Raw genomic sequence first — 21,395 nt, 5'->3', positions numbered from 1 at the left:
AGGGACGACAGAACAAAGGTTGGTGCATCCGCCGGAAGGAACAGGCGCAGGATTGTCTGACAATCCTACACAAGAGACGTATCGGGAGTCGTCCATGTTCGCTTTGTTCCTTTCCCCTGCCTGGATGTTGCGTCTTAAGAAAGCCGGCTACTGGATCTGGCTGGTTCCCGTCTTCGGCATTCCCGTCAGCTATTGGTGGTCCTACGGCAGCGACTATCCCAATGCCTGGGCGTGGCTGGTCATCACCGTGGTGTTCGGGGTGATCCCGCTGCTGGACTTCGTGGTCGGCCGCGATCCGGCCAATCCCGACGAGGTGGAGGAAGTCCCGCCCATGGAGCGCGAGGGCTACTACCGCTTCCTCAGCCTGATGACCGTGCCGCTGTTGCTGGGCATGCTGGTCTACGGCGGCTGGGTACTGGCCACTTATGACGCCTGGAACTGGGTCGGCCAGCTCGGCTGGATACTTTCCGTCGGCACCGTGATGGGCGCCATTGGCATCACCGTTTCCCACGAACTGATCCACAAGGACCCGGAGCTGGAGCAGAACGCCGGCGGCCTGCTGCTGGCAGCAGTGTGTTACGCGGGCTTCAAGGTGGAACACGTACGCGGCCACCATGTGCATGTCTCCACGCCGGAAGACGCCTCGTCCTCGCGCTACGGCCAGAGCCTGTATGCCTTCCTGCCCCACGCCTACAAGCACAACTTCCTCAACGCCTGGCGGCTGGAGTCCGAACGCCTCAAGCGCAAGGGCCTGCCGGCACTGCACTGGCGCAACGAGCTGATCTGGTGGTACGTGATCAGCGCGCTGTTCCTGGTCGGCTTCAGCGTCGCCTTCGGCTGGATCGGCGCGGTGTACTTCATCGGCCAGTCGGTGATGGCCTTCACCCTGCTGGAGATCGTCAACTACGTCGAGCACTACGGCCTGCACCGCCGCCGCCTGGACACCGGGCGCTACGAGCGCACCACCCACGAGCACTCCTGGAACAGCAACTTCCTGCTGACCAACCTGTTCCTCTTCCACCTGCAGCGCCATTCCGACCACCACGCCAACGCCAAGCGCCGCTACCAGGTGCTGCGCCACTTCGACGAGAGCCCGCAGCTGCCCAACGGTTACGCCGGGATGATCGTCCTCGCGCTGTTCCCACCGCTCTGGCGGGCGGTGATGGACCGCCGCGTGCGCGCCTATTACGCCGGCGAGGAATACCAGCTGAGCGCTACCCAGCAGGCCTGATCGACGAGTTCCACGCCTTGGCGGCAAGCCCTACCCCGGCTTGCCGCCTTTTTTCTTTCTGCCTTCTTGAGTCGGCCGCTCTACGTAGGACGGCGTGGCACGCCGGATGTAGGGCGCATAACCCGGAACGGGTTATCCGCCGTTGTCCTGCGGCGGATAACGCTGGCGCGTTATGCGCCCTACGGAGCGGCAGGAGCGCCCGCCAATCTGCCCCCATCACACCATTCATCACCCGCCGAAAAACTTTCTGACCATTGAGACAGAAATTTTATTGACTCAAAAGTCAGCTTTCCATAGATTCGCCTCCAGTGCCCTACCAAAAACAAGAACCAGCCTGGAGGCAAGCCTTGATCAGGTTCCTGCTCAATCGCGAGCTGCGCGTCGAAGACCGCCTCGATCCCAATCTCACCGTGCTCAATTACCTGCGCCAGAACCTGAGCAAGACAGGCACCAAGGAAGGCTGCGCCTCCGGTGACTGCGGCGCCTGCACGGTGGTCGTCGGTGAACTGGTCGGCGAAGAAGGCGCCGAGCGCATCCGCTACCGCACCCTCAACTCCTGCCTGACCTTCGTCTCGTCGCTGCACGGCAAGCAGCTGATCAGCGTCGATGACTTGAAGCACCGCGGCGAACTGCACGGCGTGCAGCAGGCCATGGTCGATTGCCACGGTTCGCAGTGCGGCTTCTGCACCCCCGGCTTCGTCATGTCGCTGTTCGCCCTGCAGAAGAACACCGCAGGCGAGACCGCCGAAGAGCGCAAGGCCGAGGCCCATGAAGCGCTGGCCGGCAACCTGTGCCGCTGCACCGGCTACCGCCCGATCCTCGATGCCGCCGAGCAATCCTGCTGCCAGAAGCAGCCGGACCAGTTCGATGTTGCCCAGCCCGAGATCATCGCCCAGCTGAAAGCCATCGCCCCGCGCGAAACCGCCGAGCTGAACAGCGGCGACAAGCGCTGCCTGCTCCCGCTGACCATCGCCGACCTGGCCGACATCTACACCGCCAACCCGCAGGCTCGCCTGCTGGCCGGTGGCACCGACCTGGCCCTTGAAGTCACCCAGTTCCACCGCGAACTGCCGGTGATGATCTACGTCGGCCACGTCGAGGAAATGAAGCGCGTCGAAGTCTTCGACGACCGCATCGAGATCGGCGCCGCAACTCCGCTGACCGACTGCTACGAAACCCTGGCCCGCGACTACCCGGACTTCGGCGAGCTGCTGCACCGCTTCGCCTCGCTGCAGATCCGCAACCAGGGCACCCTGGGCGGCAACATCGGCAACGCCTCGCCCATCGGCGACTCGCCGCCGCTGCTGATCGCACTGGGCGCGCGCCTGGTACTGCGCAAGGGCAACGAACGTCGCGAACTGCCGATCGACGAATACTTCATCGACTACAAGGTCACCGCGCGCCAGGAAGGCGAGTTCATCGAGCAGGTGATCATCCCGCGCCCGCAGGCCAGCCAGGCGTTCCGCGCCTACAAGGTCTCCAAGCGCCTGGACGACGACATCTCCGCCGTTTGCGCTGCCTTCAACCTGACCGTGGAGAACTGCCGGATCACCGCCGTGCGCACCGGCTTCGGCGGCATGGCCGCCATCCCGAAACGCGCCGCCGCCTGCGAAGCCGCACTGCTCGGCCAGACCTTCAACAGCGCCACCTTCGAGCGTGCCGCGCAGGCACTGAGCGAGGACTTCGCCCCGCTCACCGACTTCCGTGCGAGCAAGGAGTACCGCCTGCTCACCGCGCAGAACCTGCTGCGCAAGTGCTTCCTGGAACTGGAAGCCCCTCAGGCCGTGACCCGGGTGACCCACTATGCATAAGCCTCAGAAGAGCCAGGAAGAACTCACTGCGCTGTTCCGCGCCGACCTCACCACCGGCGTGGGCCGCAGCGTCAAGCACGAGAGCGCGCCCAAGCACGTCAGCGGCGAAGCGCAGTACATCGACGACCGCCTGGAATTCCCCAACCAGCTGCACGTCTATGCCCGCATGAGCGACCGCGCCCACGCACGCATTACCAAGCTGGACGTGAGCCCCTGCTACCAGTTCCCCGGTGTCGCCATCGCGATCACCAAGGATGACGTTCCCGGCCAGCTGGACATCGGCCCGGTGGTTGCCGGTGACCCGCTGCTGGCGGACGGCAAGGTCGAGTACGTCGGCCAGATGGTCATCGCCGTCGCCGCCGACAGCCTGGAAACCGCACGCAAGGCCGCCATGGCCGCGATCATCGAGTACGAAGACCTGGAGCCGGTGCTCGACGTGGTCGAAGCGCTGCGCAAGAAGCACTTCGTGCTCGACAGCCACCAGCACAAGATCGGCGACTCGGAAGCCAAGCTCGCCACCGCGCCGAACCGCATCCAGGGCACCTTGCACATCGGCGGCCAGGAACACTTCTACCTGGAGACGCAGATTTCCTCGGTCATGCCCACCGAAGACGGCGGCGTGATCGTCTATACCTCGACGCAGAACCCCACCGAAGTGCAGAAGCTGGTCGCCGAAGTGCTGGGCATCTCCTTCAACAAGGTGGTCATCGACATGCGCCGCATGGGCGGCGGCTTCGGCGGCAAGGAAACCCAGGCTGCCGCACCGGCGTGCCTGTGCGCGGTGATCGCGCGCCTCACCGGTCGCCCGGCGAAGATGCGCCTGCCGCGCGTCGAAGACATGCAGATGACCGGCAAGCGCCACCCCTTCTACGTCGAATACGACGTGGGCTTCGAGGACGACGGCCTGCTGCACGGCATCAACATCGAGCTGGCCGGCAACTGCGGCTACTCGCCGGACCTCTCCGGATCCATCGTTGACCGCGCGATGTTCCACTCCGACAACGCCTACTTCCTCGGCAACGCCACGGTGAACGGTCACCGCTGCAAGACCAACACCGCGTCGAACACCGCCTACCGCGGCTTCGGCGGCCCGCAGGGTATGGTCGCCATCGAGGAGATCATGGACGCGGTCGCGCGCCACCTCGGCAAGGACCCGCTGGAAGTGCGCAAGCGCAACTACTATGGCAAGAACGAGCGCAACGTCACCCACTACTACCAGCAGGTGGAACACAACCTGCTGCAGGAAATGACCGAGGAACTGGAAGCCAGCTCCGAGTACACCAAGCGCCGCGCCGAAATCCGCGAATTCAACGCCAATAGCCCGGTGCTGAAGAAAGGTCTGTCGCTGACCCCAGTGAAATTCGGCATCAGCTTCACCGCCACCTTCCTCAACCAGGCCGGCGCGCTGATCCACATCTACACCGACGGCAGCATCCACCTGAACCACGGCGGCACCGAGATGGGCCAGGGCCTGAACACCAAGGTCGCCCAGGTGGTGGCCGAGGTCTTCCAGGTCGACATCGACCGCGTGCAGATCACCGCCACCAACACGGACAAGGTGCCCAACACGTCACCGACCGCCGCTTCTTCCGGTGCCGACCTGAACGGCAAGGCCGCGCAGAACGCCGCCGAGACCCTCAAGCAGCGCCTGGTGGAGTTCGCCGCCAAGCACTGGAAGGTAACCGAGGAAGACGTCGAGTTCCGCAACAACCAGGTGCGCGTACGCGACCAGATCCTGCCCTTCGAGGAACTGGTACAGCAGGCCTATTTCGGCCAGGTCTCGCTCTCCTCCACCGGTTTCTACCGCACGCCGAAGATCTTCTACGACCGCAGCCAGGCGCGCGGCCGGCCGTTCTACTACTTCGCCTACGGCGTGTCCTGCTCGGAAGTAATCGTCGACACCCTCACCGGCGAGTACAAGATGCTGCGCAGCGACATCCTCCACGATGTCGGCGCCTCGCTGAACCCAGCCATCGACATCGGCCAGGTGGAAGGTGGCTTCGTCCAGGGCATGGGCTGGCTGACCATGGAAGAGCTGGTGTGGAACGCCAAGGGCAAGCTGATGACCAACGGCCCGGCGAGCTACAAGATCCCGGCCATCGCCGACATGCCCATCGACCTGCGGGTGAAGCTGGTGGAGAACCGCAAGAACCCGGAACAGACGGTGTTCCACTCCAAGGCCGTCGGCGAGCCGCCGTTCATGCTGGGAATCTCGGTGTTCTGCGCGATCAAGGACGCCGTGGCCAGCCTCGCCGACTACCGCGCCCAGCCGCAGATCGATGCCCCGGCCACCCCTGAGCGCGTGCTCTGGGGCGTGGAGCAGATGCGCAAGCTGAAGCTGGCCCAGGTCGAGAAGGCACCGGTTCAGGTCGAGCCGGCGTGATGTGACCATGGGGCACCGCTGGCAGGGAGAGACGTCCCCACTTCCGTCCTCCACCCTGCCAGCGGCGCCCCACCCTTACAAGTAACCGTGGAACGCTTCGCGCGCCCCACGACTACACCCTTGAGGTTCGCAACGATGAACTGGATCAGTGCCCTCGCCGACCTGCAACAACGCGCCGAAGCCAGCGTGCTGGTGACCATCATCGAAGAGCGCGGCTCGACCCCGCGCAACGCCGGCTCGAAGATGGTCGTCAGCGCCGACCAGGCCTACGACACCATCGGCGGCGGCCACCTCGAATTCAAGGCCATGCAGATCGCCCGCGACATGCTGCTGTCCCGCGAGCGCGAGCCTAAGCTGGAGCGCTTCAGCCTCGGCGCCAGCCTCGGCCAGTGCTGCGGCGGCGCCACCGTCCTGCTGTTCGAACCCATGGGCCAGCCACAGGCGCACATCGCCGTGTTCGGCGCCGGCCACGTCGGGCGCGCGCTGGTACCGCTGCTCGCCAGCCTGCCGTGCAAGGTGCGCTGGATCGACTCGCGGGAGGCCGAGTTCCCCGGCTACATCCCCGAGGGCGTGACCCGCGTGATCAACGAGGAAGTGATCGACGAGATCGACGAGATGCCCGCCGGCAGCTACTTCATCGTCATGACCCACAACCACGCGCTGGACCTGGAGCTGACCGCGAAGATCCTCGAGCGCAACGACTTTACCTACTTCGGCCTGATCGGCTCCGACACCAAGCGTGCCAAGTTCGAGCACCGCCTGCGCGACCGCGGTTTCGCCGCCGACACCGTGCAGCGCATGCGCTGCCCCATGGGCATCAGCGAGGTAAAGGGCAAGCTGCCGGTGGAGATCGCCGTGTCCATCGCCGGCGAGGTGATCGCCACCTACAACGCCACCTTCGGTCAGGAGACCGGCAAAGGCGAGAACACCGTGGCCAAACTGTTACCCACGAGCCGCCGCGCCCGCACCGCCGAAAGCGGCGCCTGAAATTTCCGTAGCATGGGCGCATGCCCATCCCGCCCCGGCGCCTGCGCGCGCCCCGGCCCCGAAACACGACTGAAGAGAGATCGATGAGCACTCAAGCCAAAGCCTACCGCGCCAGCATCCTGCACAGCGTCGCCGACCCGGCCGAAGTCGGCGTGGAGAAGTCCTACCAGTACTTCGAGGACGGCATCCTGCTGGTGGAAGACGGCAAGGTCGCCCGCCTCGGCCATGCTGCCGACCTGCTGCCGCAACTGGGTGGCGTCGAAGTGGTGGAATACCGTGACGCGCTGATCACCCCCGGCTTCATCGACACCCACATCCATTACCCGCAGACTGGCATGATTGCCTCCTACGGCGAACAGCTGCTGGACTGGCTGAACACCTACACCTTCCCCACCGAAAAGCAGTTTGCCGATCCGGCCCACGCCGCCGATGTCGCCGGCATCTTCCTCAAGGAGCTGCTGCGCGCCGGCACCACCACCGCGCTGGTGTTCGGCACCGTGCACCCGCAGTCGGTGGACGCGCTGTTCGGCGCTGCGCAGAAGCTCGATCTGCGCCTGATCGCCGGCAAGGTGATGATGGACCGCAACGCCCCGGATTACCTGACCGATACCGCCGAAACCAGCTACACCGACAGCAAGGCGCTGATCGAGCGCTGGCACGGCAAGGGCCGCCTGCTCTACGCGGTAACCCCGCGCTTCGCTCCCACGAGTACCCCGGAACAGCTGGACGCCGCCGGCCGCCTGCTCAAGGAGCATCCGGGCGTGTACCTGCACACGCACCTGTCGGAAAACCTCAAGGAAATCGAGTGGGTCAAGGAGCTGTTCCCGGAGCGCAAGGGCTACCTGGACGTCTATGACCACCACGGCCTGCTCGGCCCGCGCTCGGTGTTCGCCCACGGCGTGCACCTGTGCGACGGCGAATGCCAGCGCCTGGCGGAAACCGGCTCGGCCGTGGCCTTCTGCCCGACCTCCAACCTGTTCCTAGGCAGCGGCCTGTTCGACCTGGCCAAGCTGGAGAAGCACAAGGTCAAGGTCGGCCTGGGCACCGATGTCGGTGCCGGCACCAGCTTCTCCCAGCTGCAGTCGCTGAACGAGGCCTACAAGGTCATGCAGTTGCAGGGCATCAAGCTCGACCCCTTCAAATCGCTGTACCTGGCCACCCTCGGCGGCGCCCGCGCACTGGAGCTGGACGACAAAGTCGGCAGCTTCGCCCAGGGCAACGAGGCCGACTTCGTGGTCCTCGACTACAAGGCCACCCCGCTGCTGGACTACCGCCTGCAGCAGGCGAAAACCCTGGAGGAGAAACTCTTCGCACTGGTCATCCTCGGCGACGACCGTACCGTGAAGGAAACCTTCGCGCACGGCCGCAACGTGCATCGCCGCGGTTGACCCCTTACGGCTCCGGCGCCGGGTCCTCGCTCAGGACCAACCCGGCGCTGGGGCCGCTTTTCTTTCCGGCAGCAACGCCGCGCAGTAGGAGCGAACCTTGCTCGCGAAGGCCGCTAAGCGCGCCGATTGCGCAGATAAGAATCGCTCCTGCGAGATAGCTCTGTGCTCGGGCCAGCCCTCACCCTAACCCTCTCCCAGGGGAGAGGGGACCGTTCGGTGCAGGATGAAACCTTGCCGTCAGTCGGCTCGGACTGCCCCCTCTCCCTGAGGGAGAGGGATGGGGTGAGGGGGAAGCGCAGGCGCGGAGTTCCAGAAAAAGACAGTTGCTCCTACGAAAGCATCTTTATCTACTCCCGCACCTCGACCAGCACCGGACACGGCGCCCGTTCGATCACCCGCTGCCCCACCGAAGGGTCCAGCAACCGTTCGATGCGCCCCAGGTGCCGGTGACCGATCACGATCAGGTCACACTCCAGCCTCTCGGCCTCGCGCAGGATCGCCCGCGCCGGATCACCGGCCACCACCGCACCCGCCGCTACGCACGGCTGCAACTGCGCCACCGCCTGATCCACCAGCGCCTGCGCCTCCTGCTGTTCCTGTTCGGCCGGCGGATATTCCAGCGCATCCTGGCGCGGCATGGCGAAGGCGCGGTCCACGGCGCAGACCACATGCACCTGCGCCCCGTTACAGCTCGCCAGCTCGCCGGCGGTCGCGATGATGCGCGGCGACTGCGCCGCGCCGTCGATGGCCAGCAGAATCCGTTTGAACATGCCTTTCTTCCTCAACGAACGAAATCCGCCGCCATTCTTCGGGCCAGGGCGTGGAGCGTAAAGGCACGCAAAACGTAATGGACCATTGCATGAAACGCACGCTTGCCCATCGGGCCCGTCGCAATGGAACATGAATGGCATCGCGCCAACCCTCCGGAGTCGCCATGGCCCTGCCCGATCTCAACCTGCTGGTCGCCCTCAACATCCTGCTGGAAGAAGGCAGCGTGGTCGGTGCCGCAAGGCGCATGCACCTCAGCCCGCCAGCGATGAGCCGCACCTTGTCGCGCATTCGCGAGGCGGTGGGCGACCCGATCATGGTCCGCGCCGGACGCAACCTGGTGCCGACGCCCCGCGCACTGCAACTGCGCGAGGAAGTCAGCGATCTGGTGGAACAGGCCATGCGCCTGTTCAACGCCAAGGAAAACCTGCGCATGGACCAGCTCGAACGCTGCTTCGTGCTGCGCTCCAACAACGTGCTGGTGGGCGGTTTTGCCTCGCGCATGCTGGCGGTGATGAAGGAAGAAGCGCCGCGCTGCAGCCTGCGCATCGCCCCGGAGGCCGACTTCGACGACGAAGCCCTGCGGCAGAACCGCATCGACCTGTACATCGGCGGCGCTTCCACGCTGGAACCGGAAATCCGCACGCAGACCCTGTTCACCACCAATTTCGTCGGCCTTGCGCGGCGCGACCATCCGATCTTCGACGACGAGATCACCGCCGAGCGCTTCGCCTCGTTTCCTCAGATCAGTGTGTCGCGGCGCGGCAAATCCCGCGGGCCGATCGACGAGGAACTCGCCAACCTGGGCCTGCAGCGGGAAATCCGCCTCACCGCGCCGACCTTTCACTCTTCGATCTTCGCGCTGCTGGAGTCCGACCTGGTGCTGCCCATTCCGGAGCACTCGCTGTGGCGCCTGGACCGCCTGGGTTTCGCCCTGCGCCAGTTCGACATTCCGCTGCCGCTCAAATCGGTGGTGATCATCCAGGCCTGGCACCCGCGCTTCGACAATGACCCGGCGCACAGTTGGCTGCGGCAAACGGTGAAGCGCGTCTGCATCGAATTGCGCGAGAGCTCCGGTCTGCTGAGCTGAATGTGCATAAAGTGCGCTGAACGCACTAATTAGCTGCAATCATTTCAATTTCCACAGCTATCACCCTTCCCTAGACTCGGTCGCAAATACCCGAGTTGATTCCTATGCCTTGCACATCACCGCCCAAGGGCGGCGGCATCGGCCATCCCCATGGAGGCCGGCCATGACCGCGCTCGCCCCGATTTCCGCCGCCAGCCCACAACCAGCGAAGCCTGCCGCACCGGTTGCCCAGCCATTCGGCCTGCGCATCGTGGTCGGCATGATCGGCGTACTGATCGCCTCCCTCAGCGCCGGGCTCAACGAAAAAGTCACCGACCTGGCCATGACCGACGTGCGTGGCGCGCTGTCCATCGGCCACGACGAAGGCACTTGGCTGATCGCCCTGTACTCGGCGGCGCAGGTCGCCGCCATGGCCTTCGCGCCCTGGTTCTCGGTCACCGTGTCGCTGCGCCGCTTCACCCTAGGCGCCATCGCCTGTTTCGCTCTGCTCGCGCTGCTCTGCCCCTTCGCGCCGAACGTCGAGACGCTCTACCTGCTGCGCCTGCTGCAGGGGTTCGCCGGAGGCTGCATGCCGCCGATGCTGATGACTGTGGCGCTGCGCTTCCTGCCGCCGGGGATCAAGCTCTACGGCCTGGGCGCCTATGCGCTGACCGCGACCTTTGCGCCGAACCTCGGCATGCCGCTGGCGGCGCTGTGGACCGAGTTCGTCGGCTGGCAGTGGGTGTTCTGGCAGGTCATCCCGCTCTGCGCCGTGGCGCTGGCCGCCGTCGCCTGGGGCATCCCCCAGGACCCGCTGCGCCTGGAGCGCCTGAAGCAGTTCGATTACCTCGGCCTCGCCCTCGGCCTGCCGGGCATCCTGATGCTGGTGATGGGCCTGCTACAGGGCGAGCGCCTGGACTGGTTCGAATCCGACCTGGTCACCCTGCTGGTGATCGGCGGTGCCGGGCTGCTGGTGGCCTTTTTCATCAACGAATGGACGCACCCGCTGCCCTTCTTCCGCCTGGACATCCTCAAGCGGCGCAACTTCACCCACTCGCTGATCACCCTGGCCGGCGTGCTGGTGGTGCTCGGCGCGTGCGCTGGCGTGCCGGCGTCCTACCTCGCCTCCGCCCACGGCTATCGCCCGCTGCAATCGGCGCCCATGGCGCTGCTGGTGGCGCTGCCGCAGCTGATCTCGCTGCCGCTGGTGGCCGCGCTGTGCAACATCCCGCGGGTGGACTGCCGCTGGGTGCTCGCCATCGGCATCAGCCTGTGCGGGCTGTCGGCCTTCGGCATGAGCCAGCTCACCAGCGAGTGGACACGGGAGAACTTCTACTGGCTGCTGGCGTTGCAGATCATTGGCCAGCCGATGGCCATCGTGCCGCTGCTGATGTCCGCCACCAGCGTCGTCGCGCCCATCGAGGGGCCATTCGCCTCGGCCTGGTTCAACAGTGTGCGCGGCTTCTCGGCGGTGCTCGGCAGCGCCGTGGTGTCGATCCTGATGACCTGGCGCGAGCACTACCACTCCAACCGCCTGGTCGATCACCTGGGCAATGCCTCGCAAGCCCTCGGTCTGCGCCTGGAACAACTGGGCGGCGCCGAGTACATCGGCCGCCTGGCCGGCCAGGTGCGCGGCCAGGCCGGCGTGCTCGCCGCCTCCGACACGCTGCTGGCGATGTCCTGGCTGGCCGCCGCCCTGCTCGTCCTGATCCCCCTGCTGCCGCTGCGGGTCTACCCGCCGCGCCCTGTCGTGCCTAATCAATGAAAGGTCTGCCCATGTCGAAACTGAGCTCCCGTCGCGGCAGTCTGGCCCTGGTTGCCGTGCTGCTTCTCGCCCTCGTCGTCTACCTGTTGCTGCGCCTGCTGGGCCCCAGCCGCGAGCAGAGCACCGATGACGCCTACATCCATGCCGACTTCACCCTGGTCGCGCCGAAAGTCGCCGGCTTCATCGAGCAAGTGCTGGTGGAAGACAACCAGTCGGTGAGGGCCGGGCAGGTCCTGGCGCGCATCGATGCCCGCGACTACCGCGCCGCCCTGGAAGCCGCCGAAGCCGACGTAATGGCCGCCGAGGCGCGTCACCACCACGTCGCCGCCGACCTCGAACGCCAGCAGGCGGTGATCGCCCAGAGCGCCGCCCAGGTGCAGGCCGACCAGGCCGCATTGACCTTCGCCGCGCAGGAACTGAACCGCTACCAGCACCTCGCGACCCAGGGCGCGGGCACGCTGCAGAATGCCCAGCAGGCGCGCTCGCGCGTCGACTCGGCGAAGGCCGTGCTGGACAAGGACAAGGCTGCCGCCCTCGCCGCCCGCAAGCAGCTCGACGTACTGCTGGCCCAGCAGGCCGAGGCTCTCGGCGCGCTGAAGCGTGGCCAGGCACAACTGCAGCAGGCACAACTGAACCTGTCGTACACCGAGATTCGCGCGCCCTTCGACGGCATGGTCGGCCGCCGTGCCGTGCGCGTCGGCGCCTACACCACGCCGGGCAATGCACTGCTCGCGGTGGTGCCGCTGCAGAACGCCTATGTGGTCGGCAACTTCCAGGAAACCCAGCTGACCGACGTGCAGCCAGGGCAGGCCGTGGAGGTCAGCATCGACACCTTCCCCGGCGAAAAACTGCGCGGCCACGTCGACAGCATCGCCCCGGCCACCGGCCTGAGCTTCGCGCCCATCGCCCCGGACAACGCCACCGGCAACTTCACCAAGATCGTCCAGCGCATCCCGGTGAAGATCATCCTCGACGCCGACCAGCCGCTGCGCGACAAGCTGCGCGTGGGCATGTCGGTGATCGCCCGCATCGACACCGGCAAGCACGTCGAGGCCGAGCAGAAGGTAGCCGCGCAATGATCGCCGCCCGCACGCCGCTGTTTCTGGCTCTGCTCGCGCTCGGCGCCTGCAGCGTCGGCCCGGACTTCCAGCGCCCGGACGATGCCGACGCAGTGAACTGGTCCGCCCGGCGCGGCAACGCGCCCAGCCAGACCCTCAATGCGCCGCTGGAAGCGCAGTGGTGGACGCTGCTGGGCGATGCGCAGCTCAACGACCTGCAACGCCGCGTGGCGGATACCAACCTCGACCTGCGCGAAGCCGACGCGCGCCTGCAGCAGAGCCGGGCGATCCGCCAGGCACTGGGCGGCGATGCCGCACCCAACGTCGGCGCGGACCTGGGCTACCAGCGCAAGCGCAACAGCGAGGTCGGCCTGAGCGACCCATCCGGCCAAGCCGGCAAGGACAACTTCAACCAGCTCGACGGTGGCTTCGACCTGTCCTGGGAGCTGGACTTCTGGGGCCGTGTACGCCGCGAGCTGGAAGCCGCCGACGCCAACGTTCAGGCCACCGAGGAAAGCCGTCGCGACGTGCTGGTCTCGGTGCTTGCCGAGACCGCACGCAACTACCTGCAACTGCGCGCCGAACAGGACCTGGAAGCCATCATCCGCGGCAATCTGGAAATCGCCCAGCGCAGCCTGGAGCTGACCCGCCTGCGCCGCGCCGATGGCGTCGCCACCGAACTCGACGTGGCAGAAGCGTTGACCCAGGTCTCCAGCATCGAAGCGCGCCTGCCCGATAGCCAGAAGCGCCAGGCGCGGCTGATCAACGCCCTGGGCTACCTGCTCGGCGAAGCGCCCGGTGCGCTACAGGCGGAACTCGCCCAGGCCAAACCGGTGCCACAACCACCGCGTGGCGTACCGGTCGGCCTACCGTCGGAACTGGCCCAGCGCCGCCCGGACATCCGCCGCGCCGAAGCCGCGCTGCACGCCGCCACCGCCAGCATCGGCGTGGCCAAGGCGGACTTCTACCCGCGCATCAGCCTCAACGGCAGCTTCGGCTTCCAGGCGCTGCAACTGTCCAACTTCGGCGACTGGAACAGCCGTACCTTCGGCATCGGCCCGAGCCTGTCGCTGCCGGTCTTCGAGGGTGGTCGCCTGAAGGGCATGCTCGCCCTGCGCGAGGCGCAGCAACAGGAGTCGGCCATAGCTTACCGCCGCACGGTGCTCAACGCCTGGCGGGAAGTGGACGACGCGCTGACCGACTACGCCGCCGACCAGCGTCGCCTGGCCAGCCTCGATACCGCCACCGAACATGGCCGCACCGCGCTGGCCAACGCCCGTGAGCAATACAAGGCCGGCGCGGTGGACTTCCTCAACGTGCTCAACGCCCAGCGCGAACTGCTGGCCACCGAGGAACAACAGGTGCGCAGCCGCGAAGCCGTAGCCACCACGCTGGTGCTGCTTTACAAGTCACTGGGCGGTGGCTGGCAGCAAGGCCAGGAAACCGCGCAGAACCTGTAGGAACGGCAAATCCGCCCTCCCCCGGAAACGAAAAAGCCCCGCATCTGCGGGGCTTTTTTCTGGCTCGGCGATCAGGCTGCCGAGTCGGCGTCGGCCTTGCTGCGGCGCGGCTTCTTCTTGCCGGCCAGCAGGTGCGAGAACACTGCGTGCAGGTCGCCGGAGGCGCCGTCCACGTCCAGGTTCAGCTTGTCGTCGATGTGCGCCATGTGGTGCATCATCAGGGTCACGGCCTTTTCCTTGTCGCCCTTCTCGATGGCGTCGAGGATCTCGTTGTGCTCGTCGAACGAGCAGTGCGAGCGGCCGCCGCTTTCGTATTGGGCGATGATCAGCGAGGTCTGCGACACCAGGCTGCGCTGGAACACCACCAGCGGGGCATTCTTCGCCATCTCGGCGAGCTTCAGGTGGAATTCGCCGGAGAGGCGGATGCCGGCGCCACGGTCGCCGCGGGCAAAGCTGGATTGCTCCTGTTTCACCATGTCGCGCAGCTCGGCGAGGGTATCGCTGCTGGCGTTGTCCACCGCCAGTTCGGTGATCGCGCGCTCGACGGTGCGGCGGGCGAAGAGAATCTGCCGGGCTTCGTCGATGCTCGGGCTGGCCACCACGGCGCCACGGTTCGGACGCAGCAGCACGACCTGTTCGTGGGCCAGGCGCGACAGGGCGCGACGGATGATGGTGCGGCTGACGCCGAAGATTTCACCGAGGGCCTCTTCGCTCAGCTTGGTGCCGGGCGCCAGGCGCTGTTCGAGGATGGCGTCGAAGATGTGCGCGTAGACGATCTCGTCCTGAGTGCCGCTGCGCGCCTTGCCATTGCGCGGCTGCTTCCTGATCTGTTGCAACTGGTCGGTCATCGGAGTCGAACCCTGCTCAGCCGGGTTGAACCGGCGCGAAATCCGTGGGGCGGGAAAGGAACTGGCCGCGGGCCAGGCATGGGGCACAGTGTACACAAAGTGGCCACTATCGTGCAGCCGTCGCGAGCGACTCCCCATCAACCCCAAGGCCGCGCGGCACAGGAGCCTGGAGAAGGTCAGCGTGCGACCATTCCGACGCTTTGCTTGTAAAAATCTTTCGGCAAGACACTAAACATTATTTGAACTTTTTGTACACAACTGCATAATCGCGGCGTGACTTCCTGACCCAAAGGTCAACATTCACACCCTCACAACTCTTTCCGTTAGCGCAAGGGACGCAGGTGAACCAGCCGACGGCAAGGGACCAACAACAAGAGCGTTGAGGAGTACCGCTGTGGAAAGCACCAAACAAGAACAACAAGCCTTTGCAACCAGCCCGCCTGCTACCGGCCTGCTCGAACGCCTGTTCAAGCTCAGCCAGCACGGCACCACCGTGAAGACCGAACTCGCCGCAGGTCTCACGACCTTCATCACCATGGCGTACATCATCTTCGTCAACCCCAACATCATGGCCGACGCCGGCATCGACCACGGCGCCGCCTTCGTCGCGACTTGCCTTGCCGCGGCGCTCGGTTGCTTCCTGATGGGCCTGTACGCCAACTGGCCGGTGGGCCTGGCGCCGGGCATGGGCCTCAACGCCTTCTTCACCTACACCGTGGTCAAGACCATGAACTACAGCTGGGAGATCGCGCTGGGCGCGGTGTTCATCTCCGGCATCGCCTTCATGATCCTGACCTTCTCGCGCATCCGCGAATGGCTGCTCAACAGCATCCCGGTCAGCCTGCGCTTCGCCATGGGCGCCGGCGTCGGTCTGTTCCTCGGGCTGATCGGCCTGAAGACCGCCGGCATCGTAGTCGCCAGTCCCGCCACCCTGGTCCACCTGGGTGACCTGACCAGCCCCGGCCCGCTGCTGGCCGCCATCTGCTTCCTGATGATCGCCGTACTGGAATACCGCCGCGTGTTCGGCGGCATCCTGATCAGCATCCTCACCGTCACCGTGGCCGGCATCGCGCTGGGCATCGTCCAGTTCGGCGGCGTGTTCTCCATGCCTCCGAGCCTGGCGCCGACCTTCATGGCGATGGACATTTCCGGCGCGTTCAACGTCACCATGATCAGCGTGATCCTGGCCTTCCTCTTCGTGCACATGTTCGACACCGCCGGCACCCTGATGGGCGTTGCCCAGCGTGCACATCTGGTGCGTGAAGACGGTCGCATCGAGAACCTGTCGAAAGCCATGAAAGCCGACAGCACCTCCAGCGCCTTCGGCGCGGTGCTCGGTGTGCCGCCGGTGACCAGCTATGTGGAAAGCGCTGCGGGCGTCGCCGCCGGTGGCCGCACCGGCCTGACCGCCGTGGTGGTGGGTGTATTGTTCGTCGCCGCGATGTTCTTCGCCCCGCTGGCCGGCATGATCCCTGCCTACGCCACCGCCGGCGCGCTGATCTACGTCGCCATGCTGATGATGGGCGGCATGGCCCACATCGACTGGAACGAGCACACCGAGACCATCCCGGCCATCGTCACCGTGATCATGATGCCGCTGACCTTCTCGGTTGCCGACGGCATCGCGCTGGGCTTCGTGACCTACGTAGCGATGAAGGTCTTCACCGGCCGCCACAAGGACGTAACCATCAGCCTGTATGCACTGTGTGCGATCTTCGTGGCCAAGTTCATCTTCCTCTGAGTCTCTGCTGCGCAAGATGAAAAAGGCCCCGGCGATTGCCGGGGCCTTTGTTTTAGCAGTGCGGTGACAGAGTGCCATCCGGATTGGAGCGAGGCGAAAGCTGCTCAGCCTTCCACGGCAGGCAACAGCAACTTGATGCTGAACTCTGTTCCGATTCCAGGACGGCTGCTCATGGTCAGTTCGCCCCCCATCAGTTCGACCAGGCTGCGCGACAGCGCCAGACCCAGCCCGGTGCTGCCACGACGCACCCGCTCGCCCTTCAACGGCGCAGTGAAGGGCTCGAACAGGGCCTCCTGCTCCTCCAGCGGAATGCCCACTCCGGTGTCGATGACATCAAGCTGCACCTCCACCATGCCTTCGCCACTACCGCGCGCTCGCAGCCGCAAAACGATTGCCCCGTGATCGGTGAACTTCAGCGCATTGCTGAGCAGGTTGTTCAGCACCTGCCGCAAGCGCAACGGATCGCACCAGACCCGAGGCTGCATGGCCAGACTGAAATCCGCGTCCAGCGCCAATCCCTTGGTCATCGCTGGCTCGGCCAGCATGTCCAACTGCCGCTGCGCGAGCGCCTTCAAGTCCACTTCCTCCGGCGCCAGGTGGAGCCGTCCCAGGTCCGCACGACTGAGCAGATTGAGGTCGTCCAGCATGTGCAACATGTTCTCTGCCATGCTGCGCGCAACCTCCAACGGCTCGACACGCCGCGCAGGATCATCCTGGTTCAGCGCCATACCGATCATCGCCAGGATATTCTGTAGCGGCCCCTGTAATTCGCTGCCCATGCTCGCGAGGAACAATCCCTTGCCGCGACTGATGGTGCCAATCCGGGCATTGGCATTACGCAGCCCGCGAATCACATTGTCCTGGTGGGTGATATCGACGACGCCGCTCATGACCCCCAGCAGGGCGTCCTGCGCGTCCCGATAGGGTCTTGCCCAGACGTGAACCACCCGACGATCCTGAGCGCCCTGGAATTCGACGTCCCAGTCCAGACTCTCGCCCTTGCCCACCGCGGCAAGGAAGCGGTCCTGCAACAGCTGAGCCTCGTCAGTACTGGCGAATACGCCAAGCTCTGACCAGGTGCTGCCGATGACTTCTTCACGTGTTCTACCCAGGGTCTCCAGCGAGGCATCACTGCAGTACTGAATGCGACCGTCCAGCCCGCGCAGGCTGATCGGATAGGGAATGGATTCCATGAACCTGCGCAACAGGCCCAGCTCGCGATGCTGCTCATCGTCCAGCTCCGACGCTGCGCTACCGGACTCTTCCCGCGCACCACCTTCCACCAGCCCATGGCGGCGGCCGATGTCGATCAGCTCGACCAGCGACTTGGCGTGCAGCTTCTGCATCAGCCGCACCTTGTAGGTGCTCACCGTCTTGTCGCTGATGGCCAGTTGGTCGGCGATGGCGATGTTGCTCAAGCCCCGAGCCAGCAACTGCAGCACACTGAGTTCGCGGACCGACAGTCCCTTGATCAGTTCGCCATGACCGGCTTCTTCTGCCGCGCTGACGCTGCCCAGCGCATGGCTGGGGAAATAACTGTGCCCCTGGGCGATGGCCCGCACCGCTTCGCGCACCGCCTGGGGGTTCTCCTGCTTGCTGACGAAACCGGCGGCGCCGGCAGTCAGGCAACGCCCGGCGAAGTACTCGGAGTCCTGTGAGGTGAGCACCAGCACCTTCACGGGTGATTCCTGTGCCACCAGGCGCTGCAGGACCTCCAGCCCACCCAGGCGTGGAATCGACAGTTCGAGGATCATCAGGTCCGGCTTGCATACGCGCACCTGATGCAGCGCATCGGGTCCGTTGTCCGCCTCGCCGACGACCTCGTGCCGGTCCGCCTCCATCATCAGGCGCAGCGCGTGACGGGTCACCGGCTGTTCATCGACGATCAGAATCCTGCTCATACCACCCCTCGAAACAGTTTTTTCCCTCCTTTCTTCTAGTCCAAATGTGCCCATCCCGCCCGTGCGTCCTACGCGATTTTCCGTACGACAGGCAAAAAAAAGCCCGCAGTGTGGGCGGGCTGAGGAAGACTCCACGAAGAGTCCGGGGGAAGACCTACGGGCGGGGGACTAGCTGCCGCGATAGGTGGAATAGCTGTAGGGGGAAATCAGCAGCGGCACATGGTAGTGGTCGCTTTCAGAGGCGATACCGAAGCGCAGCACGACCTGGTCGAGGAATGCCGGCTGGGGCAGTTCGACGCCACGGGCGCGGTAGTAGTCGCCGGCATTGAACAGCAACTGGTAGACGCCGGCGCGGAAATCCTCGCCCTGCAACAACGGCTCGTCGCAACGGCCATCGTCGTTGGTCACGCGGGTGGCGATCAGTTCCAGCTGCTGGCCTTCGACGCGGAACAGCTCGATCTTGATGCCATGGCCGGGGCAGCCGTGGGCGGAATCCAGTACGTGAGTGGTCAGGCGTCCCATGGGCTTATCGGTGTCCTGCGGCGGAGCCGGCCGACACCTTCCTCCTCTGTCTCGTTGATGCGAATGAACGGGCCGCTATCGAAGCGGCCCGCGGGTGCGTTTGGCTGAAGCGAATATACCCAGCGGCACAATTGATTGTATACAAAAAACTGATTAGATCCCGCAAAAAACCCCTGTCGCGCCAGCCGACAGCCGGGTACCAGACCACTGGAAAACCCGCCTCAGGCTGCGCCAGAACAGGGCGCGCCCGGCATCCACGCCCTGTCGAACGCTCGCGAAAGGAATGAAACGACCGTTGCGCGGATTGTATTTACAGACCGCTCCACATTTTGTATACAATGCACCCATCAACGGCAGCGCACAGTCCACCGACCCGGCGCCGACCGCCAACCACAAGAAGGAACACTGCAGTGAGCGCTGACTACCCACGCGACCTGATCGGTTACGGCAACAACATCCCCCATCCGCACTGGCCCAACGATGCGCGCATCGCCCTGTCCTTCGTCCTCAACTATGAAGAAGGCGGCGAACGCAACATCCTCCATGGCGACGCCGAATCCGAAGCCTTCCTCTCTGAAATGGTTGCTGCCCAGCCGCTCAAGGGCGAACGCAACATGTGCATGGAATCGCTGTACGAATACGGCAGCCGTGCTGGCGTGTGGCGTCTGCTCAAGTTGTTCCGCAAGTACGACCTGCCGCTGACCGTGTTCGCCGTGGCCATGGCCGCCCAGCGCCACCCCGAGGCGATCCGCCAGATGGTCGCCGACGGTCACGAGATCTGCAGCCACGGCTACCGCTGGATCGACTACCAGTACATGGATCCGGAGCAGGAGCGCGAGCACATGTTCGAGGCCGTGCGCATCCTCACCGAGCTGACCGGCCAGCGCCCGCAGGGCTGGTACACCGGCCGCCTGGGCCCGAATACCCGGCGCATCGTCCGCGAGGACGGCAACTTCCTCTACGACTCCGACACCTACGACGACGACCTGCCCTACTGGGACCCGGCGAGCACCGCCGAGAAGCCGCACCTGGTGATCCCCTACACCCTGGACACCAACGACATGCGCTTCACCCAGGTGCAGGGCTTCAACAAGGGCGACGACTTCTTCGAATACCTGAAGGACGCCTTTGACGTGCTCTACGCCGAGGGTGCCGAGGGCGCGCCGAAGATGCTGTCGATCGGCATGCACTGCCGCCTGCTGGGCCGTCCGGCGCGCATGGCCTCGCTGGAGCGTTTCATCCAGTACGTTAAGGGTCACGAGAAGGTGTGGATCACCCGCCGTGTCGACATCGCCAAGCACTGGCACGAGAACCACCCGTACAAAGCGCAGGAGAACAAGGCATGAGCCGCTTCCAGACCCTGACCCCGGCCAGCCTCGACCGCGCCGCGTTCGTCGCCGCCTTCGCCGACATCTACGAGCACTCCCCATGGGTCGCCGAGAAAGCCTATGACCTGGGCGTCGACGACAGCCTGAACGACATTGAACTGCTGCAGCAGCGCATGGCCGACATCCTCCTGTCCGCCAGCCACGATGCCCAGCTGGCGCTTATCAACGCGCACCCGGACCTCGCCGGCAAGGCCGCCGTACGTGGCGAACTGACCGCCTCGAGCACCGCCGAACAGGCCGGCGCCGGCATCCAGGACTGCACCGCCGAGGAGTTCGCCCGCTTCACCGAACTCAACGACGCCTACAAGGCCAAGTTCGGCTTCCCCTTCATCAAGGCGGTGAAGGGCAGCAACCGCCACCAGATCCTGGCCGCGTTCGAAGAGCGCATCCACAACACGCCGGAGCAGGAGTTCCAGACCGCCCTGGCGGAGATCAACAAGATCGCGATGTTCCGCCTGCAGCAGCTCTGAGCGAGCGGACCTTCACTCCCTGTCCCAGCGACGGGGCCAATGCGAACAACGAAAAAGAAGACCAGCCATGCGTACCCTGAAGATCGAGCCGTTGACCAAGGAAGCCTTCGCACCGTTCGGTGATGTCATCGAAACCGAAGGCAGTGACTTCTTCATGATCAACAACGGTTCCACCCGCCGTTATCACAAGCTCGCCACCGTCGAAACGGCGCAGCCCGATGACAAGGCGATCATCAGCATCTTCAGCGCCGAGTCCCTGGAGATGCCCTTGCGCATCCGCATGCTGGAACGTCACCCGCAGGGCAGCCAGGCTTTCATTCCGCTGCTCGGCAACCCTTTTCTGATCGTGGTCGCGCCAGTTGGCGATGTACCTGTATCGGGTCTCGTCCGCGCTTTCCTGTCCAACGGCAAGCAGGGCGTCAATTACCACCGCGGCGTCTGGCACCACCCGGTGCTGACGATCGAAAAGCGGGATGACTTCCTGGTGGTCGATCGCAGCGGTTCTGGCAACAACTGCGACGAGCATTTCTTCACCGAGGACGAACAGCTCCTCCTCGACCCCCAAGCGAACTAATAAGAGAGGCCCGCGCAGCGCGACGGCGATG

At 65.1% G+C, this 21,395-nt stretch carries 17 protein-coding genes; 13 read left to right on the top strand and 4 right to left on the bottom strand.

Annotated elements, in window-relative coordinates:
- The first annotated feature begins 94 nt into the window (after window positions 1-94).
- From IB256_RS27000 to guaD, 5 genes are all read left to right on the top strand, one after another.
- Entirely contained in the window at window positions 95-1,231 is a 1,137-nt protein-coding gene (locus IB256_RS27000; protein WP_192294980.1) for an alkane 1-monooxygenase, read from the top strand.
- A gap of 347 nt (window positions 1,232-1,578) precedes the next feature.
- Window positions 1,579-3,042 (top strand): xanthine dehydrogenase small subunit, encoded by a 1,464-nt coding sequence (gene xdhA, locus IB256_RS26995; protein ID WP_081518577.1) that lies wholly within the window; start codon window positions 1,579-1,581, stop codon window positions 3,040-3,042.
- Window positions 3,035-5,425: a xanthine dehydrogenase molybdopterin binding subunit gene (xdhB, locus tag IB256_RS26990; RefSeq protein ID WP_192404701.1), complete on the top strand. Its 2,391-nt coding sequence runs from the start codon at window positions 3,035-3,037 to the stop codon at window positions 5,423-5,425. The genes xdhA and xdhB overlap by 8 nt, the downstream gene beginning before the upstream one ends.
- 135 nt (window positions 5,426-5,560) lie before the next feature.
- Window positions 5,561-6,412 carry a xanthine dehydrogenase accessory protein XdhC gene (xdhC, locus tag IB256_RS26985; RefSeq protein ID WP_192294982.1) on the top strand — a complete coding sequence of 284 codons (852 nt, stop codon included), beginning with the start codon at window positions 5,561-5,563 and terminating at the stop codon, window positions 6,410-6,412.
- An 83-nt stretch (window positions 6,413-6,495) separates the two neighbouring features.
- Window positions 6,496-7,800, top strand: a complete 1,305-nt coding sequence (gene guaD, locus IB256_RS26980; RefSeq protein WP_192294983.1) for a guanine deaminase — start codon at window positions 6,496-6,498, stop codon at window positions 7,798-7,800.
- Window positions 7,801-8,147: 347 nt separating this feature from the next.
- Here guaD and IB256_RS26975 read toward each other — a convergent pair whose 3' ends face one another.
- On the bottom strand, window positions 8,148-8,570 hold the full coding sequence (locus IB256_RS26975) for a universal stress protein (RefSeq protein ID WP_192294984.1): 423 nt from the start codon (window positions 8,568-8,570) through the stop codon (window positions 8,148-8,150).
- A 164-nt stretch (window positions 8,571-8,734) separates the two neighbouring features.
- Between IB256_RS26975 and IB256_RS26970 the strand changes: the two genes are divergently transcribed.
- The 4 genes from IB256_RS26970 (at window position 8,735) to IB256_RS26955 (ending at window position 13,920) form a co-directional block, all read left to right on the top strand.
- Window positions 8,735-9,658 carry a LysR family transcriptional regulator gene (locus IB256_RS26970; protein WP_192294985.1) on the top strand — a complete coding sequence of 308 codons (924 nt, stop codon included), beginning with the start codon at window positions 8,735-8,737 and terminating at the stop codon, window positions 9,656-9,658.
- A 163-nt stretch (window positions 9,659-9,821) separates the two neighbouring features.
- The gene (locus IB256_RS26965) at window positions 9,822-11,402 is read left to right on the top strand and encodes an MFS transporter (RefSeq protein ID WP_192404700.1); all 1,581 of its coding nucleotides are present in this window, start codon (window positions 9,822-9,824) and stop codon (window positions 11,400-11,402) included.
- Window positions 11,403-11,413: 11 nt separating this feature from the next.
- Window positions 11,414-12,481: an HlyD family secretion protein gene (locus tag IB256_RS26960; RefSeq protein ID WP_192294987.1), complete on the top strand. Its 1,068-nt coding sequence runs from the start codon at window positions 11,414-11,416 to the stop codon at window positions 12,479-12,481.
- On the top strand, window positions 12,478-13,920 hold the full coding sequence (locus tag IB256_RS26955; protein WP_192404699.1) for an efflux transporter outer membrane subunit: 1,443 nt from the start codon (window positions 12,478-12,480) through the stop codon (window positions 13,918-13,920). Before IB256_RS26960 ends, IB256_RS26955 begins: the two co-directional genes overlap by 4 nt.
- A 71-nt stretch (window positions 13,921-13,991) precedes the next feature.
- Here IB256_RS26955 and IB256_RS26950 read toward each other — a convergent pair whose 3' ends face one another.
- The gene (locus tag IB256_RS26950; protein ID WP_017517526.1) at window positions 13,992-14,768 is read right to left on the bottom strand and encodes a GntR family transcriptional regulator; all 777 of its coding nucleotides are present in this window, start codon (window positions 14,766-14,768) and stop codon (window positions 13,992-13,994) included.
- A 394-nt stretch (window positions 14,769-15,162) separates the two neighbouring features.
- Here IB256_RS26950 and IB256_RS26945 point away from each other — a divergent pair, with 394 nt between their 5' ends.
- Window positions 15,163-16,509 carry an NCS2 family permease gene (locus tag IB256_RS26945; protein ID WP_151187671.1) on the top strand — a complete coding sequence of 449 codons (1,347 nt, stop codon included), beginning with the start codon at window positions 15,163-15,165 and terminating at the stop codon, window positions 16,507-16,509.
- 104 nt (window positions 16,510-16,613) lie between these two features.
- Here the strand turns inward: IB256_RS26945 and IB256_RS26940 are convergent, their stop codons facing one another.
- Both IB256_RS26940 and uraH read right to left on the bottom strand, forming a co-directional pair.
- Window positions 16,614-18,464, bottom strand: a complete 1,851-nt coding sequence (locus IB256_RS26940) for an ATP-binding protein (RefSeq protein ID WP_192404698.1) — start codon at window positions 18,462-18,464, stop codon at window positions 16,614-16,616.
- Window positions 18,465-18,578: 114 nt separating this feature from the next.
- The gene (gene uraH, locus IB256_RS26935; protein WP_024763899.1) at window positions 18,579-18,932 is read right to left on the bottom strand and encodes a hydroxyisourate hydrolase; all 354 of its coding nucleotides are present in this window, start codon (window positions 18,930-18,932) and stop codon (window positions 18,579-18,581) included.
- A 410-nt stretch (window positions 18,933-19,342) separates the two neighbouring features.
- Between uraH and puuE the strand changes: the two genes are divergently transcribed.
- The 3 genes from puuE (at window position 19,343) to IB256_RS26920 (ending at window position 21,364) form a co-directional block, all read left to right on the top strand.
- A complete protein-coding gene (gene puuE, locus IB256_RS26930; protein ID WP_192294991.1) occupies window positions 19,343-20,278 on the top strand; it encodes an allantoinase PuuE in 936 nt (311 codons plus the stop codon).
- Entirely contained in the window at window positions 20,275-20,790 is a 516-nt protein-coding gene (uraD, locus tag IB256_RS26925; protein WP_054910388.1) for a 2-oxo-4-hydroxy-4-carboxy-5-ureidoimidazoline decarboxylase, read from the top strand. The genes puuE and uraD overlap by 4 nt, the downstream gene beginning before the upstream one ends.
- A 67-nt stretch (window positions 20,791-20,857) precedes the next feature.
- A complete protein-coding gene (locus IB256_RS26920) occupies window positions 20,858-21,364 on the top strand; it encodes an ureidoglycolate lyase (protein WP_017517520.1) in 507 nt (168 codons plus the stop codon).
- Window positions 21,365-21,395: the final 31 nt, after the last annotated feature.

Source organism: Pseudomonas sp. PDM17, assembly GCF_014851985.1.
GTDB lineage: Bacteria > Pseudomonadota > Gammaproteobacteria > Pseudomonadales > Pseudomonadaceae > Pseudomonas.
Note: the sequence above shows the minus strand (reverse complement) of the source record. Positions and strands in the feature narration are given on the sequence as shown.